14 protein-coding genes are annotated in these 17,075 nt (G+C 64.8%); 7 read left to right on the top strand and 7 right to left on the bottom strand.

Features of this window, described 5'->3' with window-relative positions; all coding sequences use genetic code 11:
- Window positions 1–141 precede the first annotated feature (141 nt).
- The 4 genes from IVA88_RS08305 (at window position 142) to IVA88_RS08290 (ending at window position 5,065) form a co-directional block, all read left to right on the top strand.
- Window positions 142–1,740, top strand: a complete 1,599-nt coding sequence (locus IVA88_RS08305; RefSeq protein ID WP_247496789.1) for a GMC family oxidoreductase — start codon at window positions 142–144, stop codon at window positions 1,738–1,740.
- Window positions 1,741–1,747: 7 nt separating this feature from the next.
- Window positions 1,748–2,197 (top strand): gluconate 2-dehydrogenase subunit 3 family protein, encoded by a 450-nt coding sequence (locus tag IVA88_RS08300; RefSeq protein ID WP_247496788.1) that lies wholly within the window; start codon window positions 1,748–1,750, stop codon window positions 2,195–2,197.
- Window positions 2,198–2,258: 61 nt separating this feature from the next.
- Window positions 2,259–3,278, top strand: a complete 1,020-nt coding sequence (locus IVA88_RS08295) for a trypsin-like peptidase domain-containing protein (RefSeq protein WP_247496787.1) — start codon at window positions 2,259–2,261, stop codon at window positions 3,276–3,278.
- 59 nt (window positions 3,279–3,337) lie between these two features.
- Window positions 3,338–5,065 carry an FAD-dependent oxidoreductase gene (locus IVA88_RS08290; RefSeq protein WP_247496786.1) on the top strand — a complete coding sequence of 576 codons (1,728 nt, stop codon included), beginning with the start codon at window positions 3,338–3,340 and terminating at the stop codon, window positions 5,063–5,065.
- Between the two features lie 121 nt (window positions 5,066–5,186).
- On the opposite strand, the gene IVA88_RS08285 is transcribed toward IVA88_RS08290, so the two are convergent.
- Window positions 5,187–8,663 carry an indolepyruvate ferredoxin oxidoreductase family protein gene (locus IVA88_RS08285; RefSeq protein WP_247496785.1) on the bottom strand — a complete coding sequence of 1,159 codons (3,477 nt, stop codon included), beginning with the start codon at window positions 8,661–8,663 and terminating at the stop codon, window positions 5,187–5,189.
- Between the two features lie 164 nt (window positions 8,664–8,827).
- Here IVA88_RS08285 and IVA88_RS08280 point away from each other — a divergent pair, with 164 nt between their 5' ends.
- The 3 genes from IVA88_RS08280 (at window position 8,828) to IVA88_RS08270 (ending at window position 12,353) form a co-directional block, all read left to right on the top strand.
- Window positions 8,828–9,784, top strand: coding sequence for a hypothetical protein (locus IVA88_RS08280; protein ID WP_247496784.1), 957 nt, complete (start codon window positions 8,828–8,830; stop codon window positions 9,782–9,784).
- A gap of 204 nt (window positions 9,785–9,988) precedes the next feature.
- Window positions 9,989–10,690, top strand: coding sequence for an isochorismatase family cysteine hydrolase (locus IVA88_RS08275; RefSeq protein WP_247496783.1), 702 nt, complete (start codon window positions 9,989–9,991; stop codon window positions 10,688–10,690).
- Window positions 10,691–10,700: 10 nt separating this feature from the next.
- Window positions 10,701–12,353, top strand: coding sequence for a regulator (locus tag IVA88_RS08270; protein WP_247496782.1), 1,653 nt, complete (start codon window positions 10,701–10,703; stop codon window positions 12,351–12,353).
- Here IVA88_RS08270 and IVA88_RS08265 read toward each other — a convergent pair whose 3' ends face one another.
- The 6 genes from IVA88_RS08265 to IVA88_RS08240 form a co-directional block, all read right to left on the bottom strand.
- Window positions 12,354–13,178, bottom strand: coding sequence for a carbohydrate ABC transporter permease (locus tag IVA88_RS08265; RefSeq protein ID WP_247496781.1), 825 nt, complete (start codon window positions 13,176–13,178; stop codon window positions 12,354–12,356).
- Window positions 13,175–14,113 (bottom strand): sugar ABC transporter permease, encoded by a 939-nt coding sequence (locus IVA88_RS08260; RefSeq protein ID WP_247496780.1) that lies wholly within the window; start codon window positions 14,111–14,113, stop codon window positions 13,175–13,177. Before IVA88_RS08260 ends, IVA88_RS08265 begins: the two co-directional genes overlap by 4 nt.
- Entirely contained in the window at window positions 14,110–15,432 is a 1,323-nt protein-coding gene (locus IVA88_RS08255) for an extracellular solute-binding protein (protein ID WP_247496779.1), read from the bottom strand. Before IVA88_RS08255 ends, IVA88_RS08260 begins: the two co-directional genes overlap by 4 nt.
- Before the next feature lie 77 nt (window positions 15,433–15,509).
- Window positions 15,510–16,289: a sulfur oxidation c-type cytochrome SoxA gene (gene soxA, locus IVA88_RS08250; RefSeq protein ID WP_247496778.1), complete on the bottom strand. Its 780-nt coding sequence runs from the start codon at window positions 16,287–16,289 to the stop codon at window positions 15,510–15,512.
- Window positions 16,286–16,603: a thiosulfate oxidation carrier complex protein SoxZ gene (gene soxZ / locus IVA88_RS08245; RefSeq protein ID WP_247496777.1), complete on the bottom strand. Its 318-nt coding sequence runs from the start codon at window positions 16,601–16,603 to the stop codon at window positions 16,286–16,288. The genes soxA and soxZ overlap by 4 nt, the downstream gene beginning before the upstream one ends.
- Window positions 16,603–17,070, bottom strand: coding sequence for a SoxY-related AACIE arm protein (locus IVA88_RS08240; protein ID WP_247496776.1), 468 nt, complete (start codon window positions 17,068–17,070; stop codon window positions 16,603–16,605). The genes soxZ and IVA88_RS08240 overlap by 1 nt, the downstream gene beginning before the upstream one ends.
- Window positions 17,071–17,075: the final 5 nt, after the last annotated feature.

Genomic DNA, 17,075 nt, shown 5'->3' with positions numbered 1-17,075 from the left:
CAATGGTCTGCGTCCTGCGACGTGCGACATTCCGGCCTCGCGGCTTTACTCAGCCGTAGCTCTGATCCTATCGTTCGCCGGCCTCGCGGACCGCGGAGGCCGAATCGCCCGGGAAGCGGCGAGGGGGAGGAAAAGGCTGCGATGAAAGACCCCGTGGACGTCCTGATCATCGGCGCCGGCGCTTCAGGCGCGGCGGTGGCGTGGTCGCTGGCCGAAACCAAAATGCACATTCTCTGCCTGGAGCAGGGCGGCTGGATGAACCCGGCGGAATATCCGAGCACGGGCCGGGACTGGGAGGCCAAGTTCTACGGCGAGTGGTCGTCGAGCCCGAACATCCGCGGCCGGCCCGAGGACTATCCGATCAACGACGACAACTCGCCGATCAAGGTCGTCAACTACAATGCGGTCGGTGGCTCGACGGTGATGTACACCGCGCACTGGCCGCGGCTGCATCCCTCCGACTTCAAGGTGAGGACGCTCGACGGCGTCGCCGACGACTGGCCGATCGACTACGACGCGCTGACCCCGTTCTTCGAAGAGAACGACCGGATGATGGGCACCTCCGGCCTGTCCGGCGACCCGCTCTCACCGCTGACGCATCCGCCGATGCCGCAACAGCCGCTCGGATTGTCGGGCGCGATCATCGGCAAGGCCATGAACAAGCTCGGCTGGCACTGGTGGCCGTCGGATACGACGGTCGCGACCATGGACTACGAGGGCCGCGCGCGCTGCATCAATCTCGGCCATTGCACGCCGGCCTGCGCGCAAGGCGCTAAAGCCTCGACCGACATCACCTATTGGCCGCACGCGGTCCGGGCCGGCGTCGAGCTGCGGACTCACTGCCGGGTGCGCGAGATCACCACCGACGAGAACGGCATGGCCACCGGCGTGGTCTACTACGACAAGGACGGCGTCGAGCAGTTCCAGCCGGCGCATGTCGTCATCATCGCCTGCAACGGCGTCGGCACGCCGCGGCTGCTGCTGAACTCGGCATCGAATCGCTTTCCGAACGGGCTTGCCAATTCGTCCGGCCTCGTCGGCAAGAACCTGATGTTCCATCCTTATGCGCAGATCTACGGCTATGTGAAGGAGCCGACCGACAGCAACCGCGCGCCGCCGACCTGCCTGTGGAGCAAGGAGTGGTATGATACGGACCTCTCGCGCGGCTTCGTGCGCGGCTACGGCGTCCAGTTCGTGCGCGGCGCCGGGCCGGTGTTCGAAGCCGTCGTCAGCGAGCAGAAGGGCATTCTGCCGTGGGGCGCCGATCATCATCGCGTCTTCCGCAAGCTCAATGCCCACCGGCTCGGGTTTTCCGCGATCTGCGAGGACCTGCCAGAGGAGCATAATCGGGTCACGCTCGATCCGATCTTGAAGGACAGCCACGGCATTCCTGCGCCGAAGATCGACTACACGATCAGCGAGAACAGCCGGAAGATGATGGAGCATGCGCTGGCGCGCGGCCGGGAGATTCTCGAAACCGCGGGGGCGACCGACATCTGTGTCAACTCGCCGATCCCGTGGGGCGGCTGGCACCTGCTCGGCACGGCACGCATGGGCACCGACCCCGAACGCTCCGTTGTCAACGAATGGGGCCGCTCGCACGACGTGAAGAACCTCTTCATCGTCGACGGCAGCGTCTTCGTCACCTCGGGCGGCGTCAACCCGACTTCGACCATCCAGGCCATCGCGCTCTACGTTGCCGACCAGATGAAGCAGCGTCTCGCCAATCTCTTCGACTGAGGCCATCATGTCCGCAGACAACCAACTGACACGCGCCCAGCGCGAGGACCTCCGCACCGTCGCCGCGATGATCGTTCCCGCGAGCGACGAATACAAGGTGCCCGGCGCCGACGACCCTGCGATCCAGGCCGACATGCTGGCGACGCTGGGGCGTGACACCAAATTGGTGGCGGCGGCGCTCGACCATCTGGCGCGGTTCGCGGGCCAACCATTCGCCGAGCTCGATGCGGCAAAGCGTGATGCGGTGGCGCAGGAGTTTCGCAGTTCCGGCGGCGCGGCCGCCGCGACGCTCGTCCGCGTGGTGCTGCAATGCTACTACCGCGACGACCGTGTGCTGCGCTCGCTCGGGCTCGAGCTGCGCGCACCTTTTCCCAAGGGCCATGTGCTGCCGGATGGCGACTGGTCGCTGCTGGATCCGGTCAAGGCAAGGGCGGGGACGCTGCGAAGGGCGCCCTAAGCGGGCCACTTGCGCTGGAGGGAGCAGGCCACCATCTGTGTGTGCCTCAAGGACTCTTGCCATGCTGGATTTTACTTCAGACATCGTCGATGACGTGCCGTCATCGCGAACGGCAGCATCTGCCCCGGTCGACGACCGGGCCCTGCTGGACGCCTATTCCAATGCGGTGATCGACGTGACCGACCGCGTCGGTCCCGCCGTCGTGCGTGTCGAGACCGGGCCGAAAGTGCCGAACGGCCGCGAGCGCGGCGGGCTCGGCTCCGGCATCGTGATCTCGCCGGATGGTCTCGTCCTCACCAACAGCCATGTGGTCGGCTCGTCCAAGGAGATCCGGCTGCGCGACGTCGACGGCAATGTTGGCGACGCCCGGGTGCTCGGCGTCGATCCCGACACAGACCTGGCGCTGCTGCGCGCCAATGGCGTGAGGGACTTGCCTTATGCTGCGCTCGGCAATTCCAAGAGCCTGCGGCGCGGCCAGCTCGTGATCGCGATCGGCAATCCGCTCGGCTTCGAATCGACCGTCACCGCGGGCGTGGTCTCGGCGCTCGGGCGCTCGATCCGCTCGGTCAGTGGCCGCACCATCGAGGATGTGATCCAGACCGATGCCGCGCTCAATCCCGGCAATTCCGGCGGGCCGCTGGTGTCGTCGAATGCCGAGGTGATCGGTATCAACACCGCGATTATCAATGGTGCGCAAGGCATCTGCTTCGCGGTCGCCAGCAACACCGCGCAATTCGTGCTGTCGGAGATCATCCGCCACGGCTATGTCCGCCGCGCCTATATCGGCGTGGCCGGCCAGACCGCGCCGATCCCGCGGCGGCACGCCGTGCTGGCCGGCGTCGAGAACAAGATGGGCGCGCTGCTTGCGCAGATCGAGCCGGACGGGCCGGCGGCGAAGGCGGGCCTGTTGTCCGGCGACGTCGTGATCAGCCTCGACGGCATCGAGATCAACGGCGTCGACGATCTGATCCGCGTGCTCGACCGCGATCGGATCGGCCGCCGCCTGGCCATGGACGTGCTGCGACTCGGCCGCCTCCGGGCGATCGACATCGACCCGGTCGAGCGCAAGCCGGCCCGCTAGCGTGTAGGCGCCCAGGCGAGGTATGACGGTGTCATGCCTCGCTTCGGGAACCACACCGCATGATGCCGGCGCATGAGACCTACGATGTCATCGTCGCCGGCGCCGGCGCCGGCGGAATGACGGCGGCGGCCGTCGCCGCCGCCGAAGGCCTGCGCGTGCTGGTGATCGAGAAGACCGCCTTCGTGGGCGGCACCACTGCATGGTCCGGCGGCATGGTCTGGATCCCCGCCAATGCCAAGATGAAAGAGGCGGGGCTCTCCGACAGCGTCACGGACGCCGTGCAGTACCTGTCGAATACGGTGCCGGAGCCCGCCAATGCCGGCTTGCGCGCCGCCTTCCTCGCGCGCGGGCCGGAGGCGGTTGCCTATCTCGAAGCCAACACGCAAGTTCGCCTCCAGCCGGTGAAGGCCTATCCGGACTATTATCCGGAGCGATTGGGCGCGACATCAGGCGGACGCGTGCTGGAGCCGGTGGCGTTCGACGGCACGCGGCTCGGCGCGGCTTTTGCGCGATTACGGCCGCCGCTGCCCGAGTTGACGCTGTTCGGCGGGATGATGCTCAACCGCCTCGACATCCCGCATCTGCGCCAGGTCGGGAAATCGCTGCGCTCGACCCTGCGCGCAGCGCGGCTGGTCTCCGAGTACATGTTGCAGCGGCTGCGCAGCCCGCGCGGCACGACGTTGCATCTAGGCAATGCGCTCGCCGCGCGGCTGTATGCCTCGCTGCTGGCGCGGCAGGTTGAGATCCTCTTCAGCGCGGACGTCGAGGATTTGTCGATGCAGGGCGAGCGCGTCGGCGGTGTGGTCATCCGTCATGGCGCTCGCAATCGCCTGATTGCCGCGCGACGCGGCGTGGTGCTCGCGACCGGCGGCTTTTCGCACGACGCGACCTTGCGCAAACGCTTCTTCCCATCCGCGGCCGGACTCGTCTCGGCGACCGCCACGTCCGTTACGGGCGATGGGCTTCGACTTGCGGCAACGACCGGCGCAGCGCTCAATACGGATGCGACGAGCCCGGCGTATTGGGTGCCGGCCTCGCTGTTCCGTCGCGCCGACGGCAGCCGTGGCGTTTTCCCGCACACTGTGACCGACCGCGCCAAGCCCGGCGTGATCGCGGTCAATGCGGCCGGCCGGCGCTTCGTCAACGAGGCGCTGTCCTACCACGAATTCGTGCTCGCGATGCTGCGCGACGGCAATGGCGAGCCTGATCTGCCGTTCTATCTCGTCTGCGACCGCCCGTTCTTGTGGAGCTACGGCCTCGGCCGCATCAAGCCGTTCACGCGCAGTGTCCGGCGCTATGTGGCGAGTGGAGAGTTGATTGAGGCTCCCGACGTCGGGGAGCTCGCGGCGAAGATCGGCATCAAGCCGACCACACTCTCGGCGACGATTGCGGACTACAACGAAGGCGCCAGGGAGGGCCGCGACCCCGAGTTCGGCCGCGGCAGCACCATCTACCAGCGGCATCTTGGGGACCCATCTCGCAAGCCCAACCCCTGCGTCGCTCCGATTCTTCGTGGTCCTTTTTTCGCGATGCGGATCTATCCGGCCGATCTCGGCACCGCGATTGGCATGAAGGTCGATGCCCAGGCGCGCGTGCTGCGCGAGGACGGCACGCCGGTCGCGGGCCTCTACGCCTGCGGCAACGACATGGCCTCGATCATGAACGGCAATTGTCCGGGGCCAGGGATCACGCTGGGACCGGCGCTGACGTTCGGGTACATCGCGGGGCGACATCTGGCCGAGGGGAGTGTGGCGACGACACTCGGCGCCGCGAAGGCATCCGTCTGATCGGGTCCCCGTCATTGCGAGCGCAGCGAAGCAATCCAGACTGTCTCTGCGGAAGGATTTCTGGATTGCTTCGTCGCAAGCGCTCCTGGCAATGACGCGGAGAGAGCTTGCATTCCCACAGCTACTCCGCCGCCGCCGCAAAGCGGCTGTTCTCCAGTTCTACTTCCAGCCGCGCCTTCTCGGCGGCCGCCAGCTTGATATTGGCTTCCTTGACATGCCCGAAGCCGCGGATCGTCTCCGGCAGCCGTGCGAGCCTCGTCAGCAACGGGATCTGCTCCGCCTTCAGCCCGGAGATCCGCTGATCAATCATGCCGAGATAATCCTCGACCAGCTTCCGCTCGGTCCGGCGCTCCTCGGTGCGGCCGAACGGATCAAACGCGCCGCCGCGCAGGAATTTTAGCTTGGCCAGCACGCGGAAGGCGTGGATCATCCAGCTGCCGAATTCCCTCTTCTGGAGATGTCCGGTGGTCTCGTCGCGCTGTGCGAAGATCGGCGGGGCCAGATGGAACTTCAGCTTGAAGTCGCCGTCGAACTTTTCCGAGACCTTCCTGGCAAAACTGCCGTCGGTATAGAGCCGTGCGACCTCGTACTCGTCCTTGTAGGACATCAGCTTGAACAGGTTTTTCGCGACGGCCTCGGTCAGCTCCGTGGACGCGGGCGAGGCAGCCGCTTCCGCCTTGCGCACCTTGGCGACGGCGGCCAGGTAGCGGTCGGAGTAGGCCTTGTCCTGATAGCCTGTCAAAAACTCCGCGCGCGTCGCGATGATGTCGTCGAGCGACTTCGTCGGCGCGGATGCCCGGCTCCTGAACTGCAGCACACTACGTACCCGCGACATGTCGTGGGCGGCGAGGCGCCCCCAGCTGAAGGCGAGCTTGTTCATCTCGACCGCCGCGCCATTGATCTCTATGGCGCGGAGCAGGGCCTCGAGCGACAGCGGGATCGCGCCCTTCTGGAAGGCGAAGCCGAGCATCAAGGGATTTGTCGCGATCGAATCGCCCATCAGCGCTGAGGCAATGCCGGTGGCATCGATGATGTCGAGGTTCTTCTCGCCGACGGCGTCGCGGAGCACCGTCTGCATCGTGCCCATTTCGAAATCGAGATCTGGATTTTGCACGAAGCTGGCGGTGGGCTGCAGGTCGGCGTTGACATAGGCCCTGGTCACGCCGCGTTCGGCGCGGCTGAGCGCGGAGGGACCAGCCGAGACGATCATGTCGCAGCCGAGGATGACGTCGGCGCCGCCCGTGGTGATGCGGACCGCGGAGATGTCTTCCGGCTTCGCGGCGATGCGTACATGGCTCATCACGGCGCCGTTCTTCTGCGACAGGCCGGTGAAGTCGAGGGCCGAGCAGCCGCGGCCATCGACATGGGCGGCCATGCCGAGGAGCGCGCCGATGGTGATGACACCGGTGCCGCCGATGCCAGTAATGAGGATGTTGTAGGGGGCGTCCAGCTCACGCGCGGGTGGCAGCGGCAGGTCGGCAAATAACTGGCCTGAGTCTACCGCCGAGGTCTTGATCCGCTTGAGCGTGCCGCCATGCACGGTGACAAAACTCGGGCAAAAACCCTCGACGCAGGAAAAGTCCTTGTTGCAGTTCGACTGGTCGATCTGGCGCTTGCGGCCGAACTCGGTCTCCAGCGGCTGCACCGAGACGCAGTTGGACGCCTGCGAGCAGTCGCCGCAGCCTTCGCAGACGAGTTCGTTGATGAAAGCGCGCTTGGCGGGATCCGGATACAGCCCGCGCTTGCGGCGGCGGCGCTTTTCCGCCGCACAGGTCTGGTCGTAGATCACGACGGTGAGACCCTTGATGTCACGCAGCTCGCGCTGAACAGCATCGAGCTCGCGGCGATGATGGATGGTCGCGCCCTGCGGGAAGTAGTTGGCCTCAGGGTATTTGGTGGGATCGTCCGACACGATCGCGAGGCGCTTGACGCCCTCGGCCCAGACCTGATGCGCGATCTGCGCGACGTTGAAGCCGCCCTCGGCCGGCTGGCCGCCGGTCATCGCGACGGCGTCGTTGTAGAGGATCTTGTAAGTGATGCTGATGCCGGCGGCCGATGCCGCGCGAAGGGCGAGAAGTCCGGAATGGGTGTAGGTGCCGTCGCCGAGGTTCTGGAAGATGTGCTTCTCGGTGGTGAAGGGCGCTTGTCCGATCCAGTTCACGCCCTCGGCGCCCATATGCGAGATCAGATCGGTGCGACGCGTCGGCATGCTCAAAGCCATGCCGTGACAGCCGATGCCGGCCATGGCGCGGCTTCCCTCTGGCACACGCGTCGAGGTGTTGTGCGGGCAGCCCGAGCAGAAGAACGGCGTGCGCGCGAGCTTGACCGGCGCGCTGGTGGTCACGGGATTGTCGAAGGCTTCGAGCCGCGCGAGCCGCTGCTCCAGCAGCGGGCTGTGATGGCCGAGCTTGCGCAGCCGCGCCACCAGCGCGGCCGCGACCAGGGTCGGCGTCAGCTCGCCCTCGATCGGCAGCAGCGGCGCCCCGCGCTCGTCGCGTTTTCCCGTCACGGTCGGGCGCCTCGACGCATCGATATTGTAGAGGATGCGCATCAGCTGGTCTTCGATGAAGCCGCGCTTCTCCTCGACCACCAGCACGTCCTGAAGTCCCTCGGCGAAACGCTTGGCCCCGCTTTCCTCCAGCGGCCAGGTCATCGCGACCTTATAGATGCGCAAACCCAGATCCTGCGCGTCCTTGTCCGTAATGCCCAAATCCGCGAGCGCCTGACGCAGATCGAGATAGGCCTTGCCCGTCGCGACAATTCCGAGCCGCGCGGGCTTGGAGTCGAGCACGATGCGGTCGAGCTGGTTGGCGCGGGCAAAGGCCTGTACCGCCGCCATCTTGGGGCCGAACAGGCGCCTCTCCGCGTCCAGCGGCGGATCGGGCCAGCGGATGTTGAGGCCACGGGGCGGCATCTCGAAATCGTCGGGGAGCTTGATCTGGATTCGCTCCGGATCGCTGTAGATCGAGGCCGAACTCTCGACCGTCTCGCTGATCGCCTTGAAGCCGACCCAGCAGCCGGAGAAGCGCGATAGCGCAAAACCGTACAGGCCGAGGTCGAGATAATCCTGCAGCGTCGCCGGATTGATGACGGGGATCAGCGCCGCCGCGAACACCTGCTCGCTCTGATGCGCCAGCGTTGAAGACTGGCAGCCATGGTCGTCGCCGGCCAGCGCCAGCACGCCACCATTGACCGAGGTGCCGGCGGCATTCGCATGCTTGAGCGCGTCGACCGAGCGATCGACGCCGGGGCCTTTGCCGTACCAGATGCCGAACACGCCATCGACCTTGGCGCCGGGAAACAGGCCGACCTGCTGGCTGCCCCAGACGGCGGTCGCCGCGAGGTCCTCGTTCAGGCCGGGGACGAAAGCGATGTCGTGCTGCTGGAGGTGTGACTTCGCGCGCCACAGGGCGTGGTCGTACATGCCGAGCGGGGAACCGCGATAGCCCGAGATGAAGCCGCCGGTGTTGAGGCCCTGAAGCCGGTCGCGTTCGCGCTGCAACATGGGCAACCGGACCAGTGCCTGCGTGCCGGACAGGAAGATCCGCTTCGATTCGAGCCGGTATTTGTCGTCCAGCTCGACCTGCATCAGCGTCATCTCGGAAGTCCTCGTCTCTTGTCCGGCATGGGATTGCGCTGCGGGAGGGAGTGGCGGCTGCGCGACGCGAATTGTGACAGTCAAAGGCATGGACCAGCGAAGTCAATATCGCTGGCCGCATCCGTGGCGCTCCTGCTAGTCATGGCTTGCTTGCGGAGGACACCATGACGGCACAAGCGTTCAATACCGAGATCACGGAGACCGACGGCGCCCTGATCGGGCCATGGCGCCGGCCGCGTCAGATGCTGCAAGCGCAAACTTACGACGCGCACGCCTCGATCCACCACGACGCCACCGCGCAGAAGCTCGGCTTCAAGGGCGGCACCATCGAAGGCCCGACGCATTTCAGCCAGTTCGCTCCGCTCGGTGCGCGTTTGTGGGGACAGGCCTGGTTCGCGAGCGGCTGCCTCTCAGCGCACTACCGCAGCGTCTGTTACGAAGGCGAGGAGGTGCAGGCGATCCTGTCGAAGCCATTGCCCGGCACCAGCCAATGCCAGATCCAGATGGTGAAGCGCGATGGCACCGAGGTGCTGCGCGGCACGGCCTCCGTCGGCGAACCGCACGCCGCAACCGCGCTGGAGGCGCGTCTCGGCCAACTCAAGCCGCTGACCGATCCCGTGATCCTGCACGACGTGAAGGTGGCTCAGACGAGCCAGCGGCAGACGGTGCGGATGGCGTTGGACCAGACCATGGGCGAGCTCTATCCGTTTTCGCTGCAGCAAAAGCTCGCGGTCGTCACCGAGACCTCGCCTTACTATTCAAGCGGCGACAATCCGTGGAGCAAGCCCATCATCCCCATGGAGATGCTGAGCGTGCTGCTACAGTACCGCTCCAAGGACGATCCTCTCCCGGCCAAGGGACCGGCCGTCGGCCTGTTCGCCGATCAGGAGATCAGGCTGGTGAAGGGCCCGCTGTTTGTTGACGAGGCGTACGAAGTCGAGCGCGAGGTGGTCGCGCTCTCCGGCAGCCGCCGCACCGAGAGTGCCTGGGTCAAGACGCGCGTGTTCGACAAGGCGAACATTGTGGTCGCGACCATGCTGCTCAACATGGTGACGCTGAAGGATTCCTACGCGCCGTACGAGGAGGAGTATCGACGGCTGTACGGAGATACTGCCCGCTAAAAGCGAGCTTCGTTGTCGCTCATCCTTTGAGCAAATGCACGTCGCAAAGCCGTCGCACAGCGAATAAGCAGACGCGAGCCATCCTGATAACATTCTGACAGTGCAGCAAATTTTGCCGCGCTGTCCGCCCGCTCGTCATTGTACATAATGGCACGGCGCTTGCAGAACTCCTGGCACAGAGAGTTCTCGCGAGGGGCGGGCGTCATGTTGAACTCAAGCAAGCCGACATGGGGCGTCATCAGCGCCGAACCCGGGCCGATCGAGCTCGACTGGTCGGCCACTGCGCTTCTCATCATCGACATGCAGCGCGATTTCATGGAGCCCGGCGGGTTCGGCGAGACGCTGGGCAACGACGTCAGCCAGCTTGCGCGCGCGGTGAAGCCTATCGGTGCGGTGCTGAAGGCCGCGCGCGACACCGGCATGCTGGTGATCCACACGCGCGAAGGCCATCTGCCCGATCTCTCCGACGCGCCGCCGGCGAAGGTCGAGCGCGGCGCGCCATCCTTGCGCATTGGCGACCCCGGTCCGATGGGCCGCATTCTCATTCGCGGCGAGGCGGGCCACGACATCATCCCGGAGCTCTATCCGCTCGACAGCGAGATCGTGATCGACAAGCCCGGCAAGGGCGCGTTCTACGCCACCGAGCTCACCGACGTGCTGGAGAAGTACGGCATCGAGAACCTGCTGGTGTGCGGCGTCACCACGGAAGTGTGCGTCAACACCACCGTGCGCGAGGCCAATGACCGCGGCTATCGCTGCGTCGTCATCTCGGACGGCTGCGCGTCCTACTTTCCCGAGTTTCACGAGATGGGCCTGAAGATGATCAAGGCCCAGGGCGGCATCTTCGGCTGGGTTGCAAGCTCAGCCGCGGTACTGGAGGCGATGAAGATTTCCACATCAGCGTAGGGGCATCACCATGAGCACAAGCACGACGGGGACGGCCGGCACCTCCGAGTTCAAGCCGGCGCTATGGACACCGGGCGACTGGAACGCGTTTTTCGGCTTCGGCACCAATATCCTCGTCAACATGCTGGTGCTCACGGGCCTGTTGCGGTTCGTGTTGAAGATGCCAGACTCGCTCGTGTTCGGCCGCATCCTTCCCGCACTCGGGCTGATGATGTGCCTGTCGACCTTCTACTATGCATACCTCGCCTATCGTCTGGCGCAGAAGACCGGCCGCAACGACGTCTGCGCGCTGCCCTCCGGCGTCAGCGTGCCGCACATGTTCATCGTGACCTTCGTGATCATGCTGCCGATCACGATCAAGACCGGCGATCCGCTCAAGGGCTGGTCGGCCGGTCTCGTCTGGGTGTTTTTCCAGAGCTTCATCCTGATGATCGGCGGCTTCATCGCGCCGTTCATTCGCAAGATCACGCCGCGCGCGGCGCTACTCGGCACGCTCGCCGGCGTTTCCGTCACCTTCATCTCGATGCGGCCGGCGCTCGAAATGTACATGACGCCGCAGATCGGCCTGGTCTGCTTCGCCATCATCCTGGTGAGCTGGTTCGGCGGCGTGAAGTATCCAAAGAGCATTCCGGCGGGCCTGATCGCGATCGCGGTCGGCATGGTCATCGCATGGGGCTCGAACCTGTTCGGGTTCAATCTGGGTGGATTGAGCATCAAGGGCGTCGGTGATGCCTTTGCCAGTTTCGGCTTCTCGGTGCCGATCCCCGCCGTGGGCTACGTCTTCTCCGGCTTCGAATTCCTCGGGGTCATCCTGGTCACCGCCATTCCGTTCGGCATCTACGACCTTGTCGAGGCCATGGACAATGTCGAGAGCGCGGAAGCGGCCGGCGACGAATATCCGACCACACGCGTTCTGACCGCCGACGGCGTCGTCAGTCTGATCGGCTGCCTGATGGGCAACCCCTTCATCAACGCCGTCTATATCGGCCATCCCGGCTGGAAGGCGATGGGCGGCCGTATCGGCTACTCGGCCGCGACCGGCATCATGGTGGTCGTGCTGGCGTGGTTCGGCATCATCCCGGTGCTGCTCGCGCTGGTGCCGGTGGTCGCGATCTCGCCGATCCTGCTCTACATCGGCATGCTCATCGGCGCACAGGCGTTCCAGACCACGCCGATCAAGCATGCGCCTGCGATCGTGCTGGCGCTGACGCCGCATCTGGCAGCCTGGGCCAAGCTCCAGATCGACACCATGCTGGGCTCGACCATGAACGCGGCTGCGACCGTCGGCGGAATGGCTGCCGACAAGGCCGACGCGGTCAAGGCTGCCGCGATCGCCGCGTTGCCTCAGCAGGGCGTATTCTATCACGGGTTAGACGTGATGGGCGGCGGCTCCATTCTCGGCGGCCTCATCCTGGGTGCGATCGGCGTCTTCATCATCGAGCGCGATTTCGAGAAGGCGTCGGCCTTCGCCCTGGTCGGTGCGGTCCTGACCTACTTCGGCTTCATGCACGGCGAATCCGTGGGCATCGGCGGTGGGTTCGGCGTCACGCCATCCGTCGCTTTCGCCTACGCCGTGATGGCAGCCGGACTGTACGTTCTCAGCCGGCGCACCAGCGAGAACTACATGCCGCATGCGGAGATGACGGCCGCGCCGGCGGAATAGTTACCCGCCCTTGACAGCCCCTGCGGTGAGCCCGGCGACGATCTGTCGCTGGGCGAACACCGTCAGCAGCAGCACCGGGAACGTCACGATCAGCGCGGCGGCCGCCAGCGGGCCCCAGCTCAATTGGTCGAACGAGATCATGTTGTAGACGGCGACGGGCAAAGTGCGCGTCTCCCGTCCGGCCAGAACGATGCCGAACACAAAATTGTTCCAGGAGAAGATCACGGCCAGGATGAAGGCGACGGCGATGCCGGGCTTGGCGATCGGCAGCGCGACATGGCGGAAGACCTGCCAGCGTGTGGCGCCGTCGATGAGGGCTGCTTCTTCCAGCTCCAGCGGTGTTGTCTCGAAATAGCCAATCATAATCCAGATCACGATCGGCACCGTCACCACGAGGTGGATGATGATCTGCGGCACCAGCGTGCCGAGCAGTCCCAGCCACTGGAACATGAGAAACAGCGGGATCAGGTAGGACAGGCCGGGGGTGATGCGGGCGATCAGGATCACGATCGCGGATTTGTGCGCGGACATGCGCGCGATGCCATAGCCGGCGGGCACGCCGACGAGCAGCGCAAGCAACGTCGCGCTGCCTGTCACGATCAGGCTGTTGATGAAATAGGTCAGGAAGCGGTTGGAGGCGAGCACGTCGGCATAGTTCTTCCAGGCGATATGCTCGGGAATGAACACCGGCGGATAGGCGGCATTGTCGATCTCGAATTTGAGCGACAGCGACGCCATCCAGAGGAAGAACAGGATTGCCGGCGACACGATGACCAACACCGAGAACCACAGGCCGATCTTGCCGATGATTTGCCTTGGAGTCATGTTCCGCTCGCGATCTCGGTCCACAGCATGCGCTGGCGCGCATAGAGCATCACCGCCGCAAGCAGGACGATCAGCAGGAAGAACACGACCGCGATCGCCGAGCCGTAGCCGAGGTCGTAATAGGAGAAGGCGACGCTGTAGAGATAGATGTTGATCGTCTCCGACGCCGAGCCCGGGCCGCCCTGTGTGATCGCGAAGATGATGTCGAAGCTTTTCACGGCGTCGATCATGCGGATCATGCCGGCGATGAACAGGAACGGCATGATCAGCGGCAGCGTGATGAAGCGGAACACCTGCCAGATGCTGGCGCCATCGATCTGTGCACTTTCATAGGGCTCGCTCGGGATGGCGGCGAGGCCGCCGAGCACGATCAGCATGACCAGCGGAGTCCATTGCCAGGTCTCGACCAGCACCAGCGAAGGAATGACGGTCGCGGGATGGAATACCCAGAGCTGCGCGGGGATCCCGACCAGTGACAGCAAATAGTTCAGCACGCCGAGCTGCGGGTGGAACATCATGGTCCAGACCAGCGCGATCGCCACCGGCGTCGCCATCATCGGCATGATGAAGACGCCGCGCAGGAAGCCGCGGCCGGGGAATTTCTGGTGAAACACCACGGCCGCAAAGGTGCCCAGCACCAGCGGCAGCAGCACGGACAGTGCGGTGTAGATCAGTGTATGTCCGATGGCCTCAATGAAGCGCGGATCGCTCGTCAGCCGCAGATAATTGGAGAATCCCACGAAGGTGGTCGACGAGCCGACCTTCCACTCGTTCAGGCTCATCCAGATCGTGAAGACCCACGGGAAGATGATGATCGCGAGCACGACGACCAGGGCCGGCACCACGAACGGCCAGTAGGACGGCGGCCGTAACTCTTTCTCCGGCGCGGCATCAGACTGTGCCGCGCCCGGAGCCGATTGTGTCAACGCACTCACGCCTTCTCGCTACGCTCCAGGATCGGCCGGTACTGATCGTTGGCCTTCTTCAGCTCGGCGGCAGGATCGGCGCCGGACAAGGTCGCAGTGACCGCGGCGCCGACGATATCGCGGAATTCGGCGACCGGAATCACGACGGGCAGGCCCAGCTTGCTGATCTTGCCGGAATCGATCACCGATTGCAGCCACTCCTTGGTCTTGACGCCCTTCTGGATCTCGGGATCGCCGAGGATCGAGTTGCGGAACGGCACGCCGCCGCCGGCCTGCAGCAGCCGCGCGCCCTGGGTTTTCGAGACCACCCATTGGCAGAGCAGATAGGCGGCTTCCTTGTTCTTGCTCGCGGCAGCAATGCCGATGCCGTCGCCATAGGTCGAGGAATATTGTCCCTTCGGGCCGGCGGGGACGACGGTGTAGCCGACCTTGCCGACGACGCGCGAGGCGGCCGGATCTTCCAGCGGCGGCGCCCAGCCGACGCCGTCGATCCACATCGCGGACCGCCCTTGCGTGAACGAGGCCATCGACTCCATCCAGTTGAAGCCGGCGACGCCTGGAGGTGCCGATTTGGTCAGGAGCGTCTGATACAGCTTGGTCGCGGCGATGGCTTCCGGACCGTCGGTCAGGATATTGCCCTTGGCATCGAGGAATTCGCCGCCATAATTGAGGAAGAAGTTGCTCCACATCGCCATGTTGGCGTTGCGCAAGCCGCGCCCGACAAAGCCGTAGGTCCCTTCCTTGGGATCCGTGAGCTTCTCGGCGGCCGCAGCCATCTCGTCGAGGGTCTTGGGAACGGCGATGCCCTTCTTCTCGAACAGCTCCTTGTTGTAGTAGAGGATGAAATAATCGACTGACCACGGCAGCGACAGCATCTGGCCCTTGTCGTTCCTGGCGTATTGCAGGCCGGCTGCCGAGAAGTCGCTCTCGACGAGATCAGGGGCGGTCAGCGTCGGGTCCTTCATGAAGGGCGTCATGTCGGCGAGCCAGCCGCCCCTCTCGAACTGCCGCTTCTGTACGTGATAGCTGAGATGGACGACGTCGAAGCTCGGCCGTCCCGAGGTCAGCTCGATCACCACCTTCTGACGCTGCTGCTGCTCCGGGATCTGCTCGGATTCGACCTGGATGCCGGTGAGCTCGGTGAACTCCTTGACATATTTTTGCAGGTTGTCGCCGCGGGGCCCCTTGGCGAGGATCACCTCAAGCTTGGTCCCGGCGTATTTCTTCCAGTTCACCTCGGCGCGCGCCGGCAATCCCGTCAGGCTGAGCGCGCCAGCCGCGGCAGTGCCCGTTAAAAGCGTACGACGCGAGATTTTGTGGTTGACCACTTTAGGTCCCTCCCTGTGACTCAATTTGGGCGGATACTAGCGGCCGTTCCGCGTCTGCCTAGTCCTAATCTGTGGATTCAGGGCCGCACGGCCGGCGTCTCCATCGGCAAGCCATGCGCCCTCGACATCAGATAGAGTTCGAGCGCGACCAGCTCGGGCGCGCCGTAATCATAGGCCTGGGCGCGGACGCCCGTCATGCAACTGCGTAGCCGCCGCTCAAGCGAGCCCAGCGTCTGCCATTCCAGGCGATAAAGCGGATATCCGGTCGGCTGTCCCTGCGTGATCGGCGCGCCGGCAAGTCGCTTATCGAAGTTGTCGTCGTGGCAATTGGTGCAGGCAAGGTTGAGCTGGCCCTCGCGCCGCATGAAAAGGTGGCGGCCCTGTTCGACGAATGGCTTCAGTTGCGGATCGTCGCCAGCCGTGATCGCGATGCCGCGCGATTGGTGCGCGACGAAGGCGGACAGAGCCAGCAGGTCGCGGCTCTCATAGGGTAGCGGCGTTGCCTGCTGATGATTGCTGCGGCAGAGATTGATGCGCTGGTCGAGCGTGACGGGGCGCGCCAGTGCCTTGTCGAAGGCGGGATAGCGCGCCGCGACGCCTTTCATGCTGCCGCGTGCATCACCATGGCAATCCGCACAGGCCTTGTCGGCGCTGCCGGTCCTTTTCGTCCACAACGCCTCGCCGTCGAGCACGAACAGCATGCCGGGATTTGAGGTGTCGTCATCCTGCATCGCGCGCGTGTCAGGCCCCATGAACGAATAGCCGGAGCGGCGTGCGTCCGGCGGAATCTCGCCGGCGAGCAGGGCAGGGATGGTGGCGAGGAGCGCCGCCGCCGCTATCGCGCGCCAAAACTTCATTCGACCGTGATCATTGCCGATGCGCTGGACGAATAACCGTTGTCGCCGATCCACTCGAACTCGAACTTGCCGCTTTCCTTCGCGACCGTGAAGAACGAGAGATATGGATTGGCCGCGATCGCCGGGAAGAGATCGGCGCGAAAAATCTCGGTGCCGTTGTAGCGGCACATAAAACTCGTGATGATGTCGCGCGGCACCAGCGCGCCGTCGGCGGTGTGGCGGAAGCCGGTTTCCATGATGTGCGAGGTCAACGTGCGGATCTCGATGACATCGCCGCGCCGGGCTTTCGCCGGAACGTTGATCAGCGCCGCCATCAGTTCATCTCCTCGGTGCAGGCGGCCAACGTCACGACCACATCGGCGGCGACCTGCCAGAACGTGTCGTCGGAAAGGCGCGCGATCGCCACCACCTTCTGGGTGTCGGCGAGCCGGATCCGGGTGGAGACCTGGGCGCGGCCGGAGGAGGGGCTGAGATAGAAGTTGCCGATGTTCGGCTGCGGGTTCTTCTCGTTGAAGACGTGGATGCTCTTGACGTAGTCGTCGGCCGTCATCGGGCTCGCGACGCTCACCGTCATCGGCACCGTGTTGCCGTTCTCGACCAGCGGCGGAATGTCGAGCTTCACCTTGCCGGTGCGCAGAGGTGCTTCGCCGACCACGTTGCGGATCGCGGCGGTGAGCATCGCCGGTGTCGCCTCGAGCGGCCGCAGCGTGACGATCGGGATCGTCCCGGCGACGGTCAGGCTGCCGGCTAGGTTCAGGAATTGTCGTCGCGTGGTTGGCATGAGCA

It is taken from the genome of Bradyrhizobium sp. 149 (genome assembly GCF_023073915.1).
In the GTDB taxonomy this organism is placed as follows: domain Bacteria; phylum Pseudomonadota; class Alphaproteobacteria; order Rhizobiales; family Xanthobacteraceae; genus Bradyrhizobium.
Note: the sequence above shows the minus strand (reverse complement) of the source record. Positions and strands in the feature narration are given on the sequence as shown.

Excerpts from the sequence above, each read along its gene's own strand:
- IVA88_RS08305 (WP_247496789.1), top strand. The coding sequence starts at position 142 with ATGAAAGACCCCGTGGACGTCCTGATCATCGGCGCCGGCGCTTCAGGC.
- IVA88_RS08300 (WP_247496788.1), top strand. The coding sequence starts at position 1,748 with ATGTCCGCAGACAACCAACTGACACGCGCCCAGCGCGAGGACCTCCGC.
- IVA88_RS08295 (WP_247496787.1), top strand. The coding sequence starts at position 2,259 with ATGCTGGATTTTACTTCAGACATCGTCGATGACGTGCCGTCATCGCGA.
- IVA88_RS08290 (WP_247496786.1), top strand. The coding sequence starts at position 3,338 with ATGATGCCGGCGCATGAGACCTACGATGTCATCGTCGCCGGCGCCGGC.
- IVA88_RS08285 (WP_247496785.1), bottom strand. The coding sequence starts at position 8,663 with ATGACGCTGATGCAGGTCGAGCTGGACGACAAATACCGGCTCGAATCG.
- IVA88_RS08280 (WP_247496784.1), top strand. The coding sequence starts at position 8,828 with ATGACGGCACAAGCGTTCAATACCGAGATCACGGAGACCGACGGCGCC.
- IVA88_RS08275 (WP_247496783.1), top strand. The coding sequence starts at position 9,989 with ATGTTGAACTCAAGCAAGCCGACATGGGGCGTCATCAGCGCCGAACCC.
- IVA88_RS08270 (WP_247496782.1), top strand. The coding sequence starts at position 10,701 with ATGAGCACAAGCACGACGGGGACGGCCGGCACCTCCGAGTTCAAGCCG.
- IVA88_RS08265 (WP_247496781.1), bottom strand. The coding sequence starts at position 13,178 with ATGACTCCAAGGCAAATCATCGGCAAGATCGGCCTGTGGTTCTCGGTG.
- soxA (WP_247496778.1), bottom strand. The coding sequence starts at position 16,289 with ATGAAGTTTTGGCGCGCGATAGCGGCGGCGGCGCTCCTCGCCACCATC.
- soxZ (WP_247496777.1), bottom strand. The coding sequence starts at position 16,603 with ATGGCGGCGCTGATCAACGTTCCGGCGAAAGCCCGGCGCGGCGATGTC.
- IVA88_RS08240 (WP_247496776.1), bottom strand. The coding sequence starts at position 17,070 with ATGCCAACCACGCGACGACAATTCCTGAACCTAGCCGGCAGCCTGACC.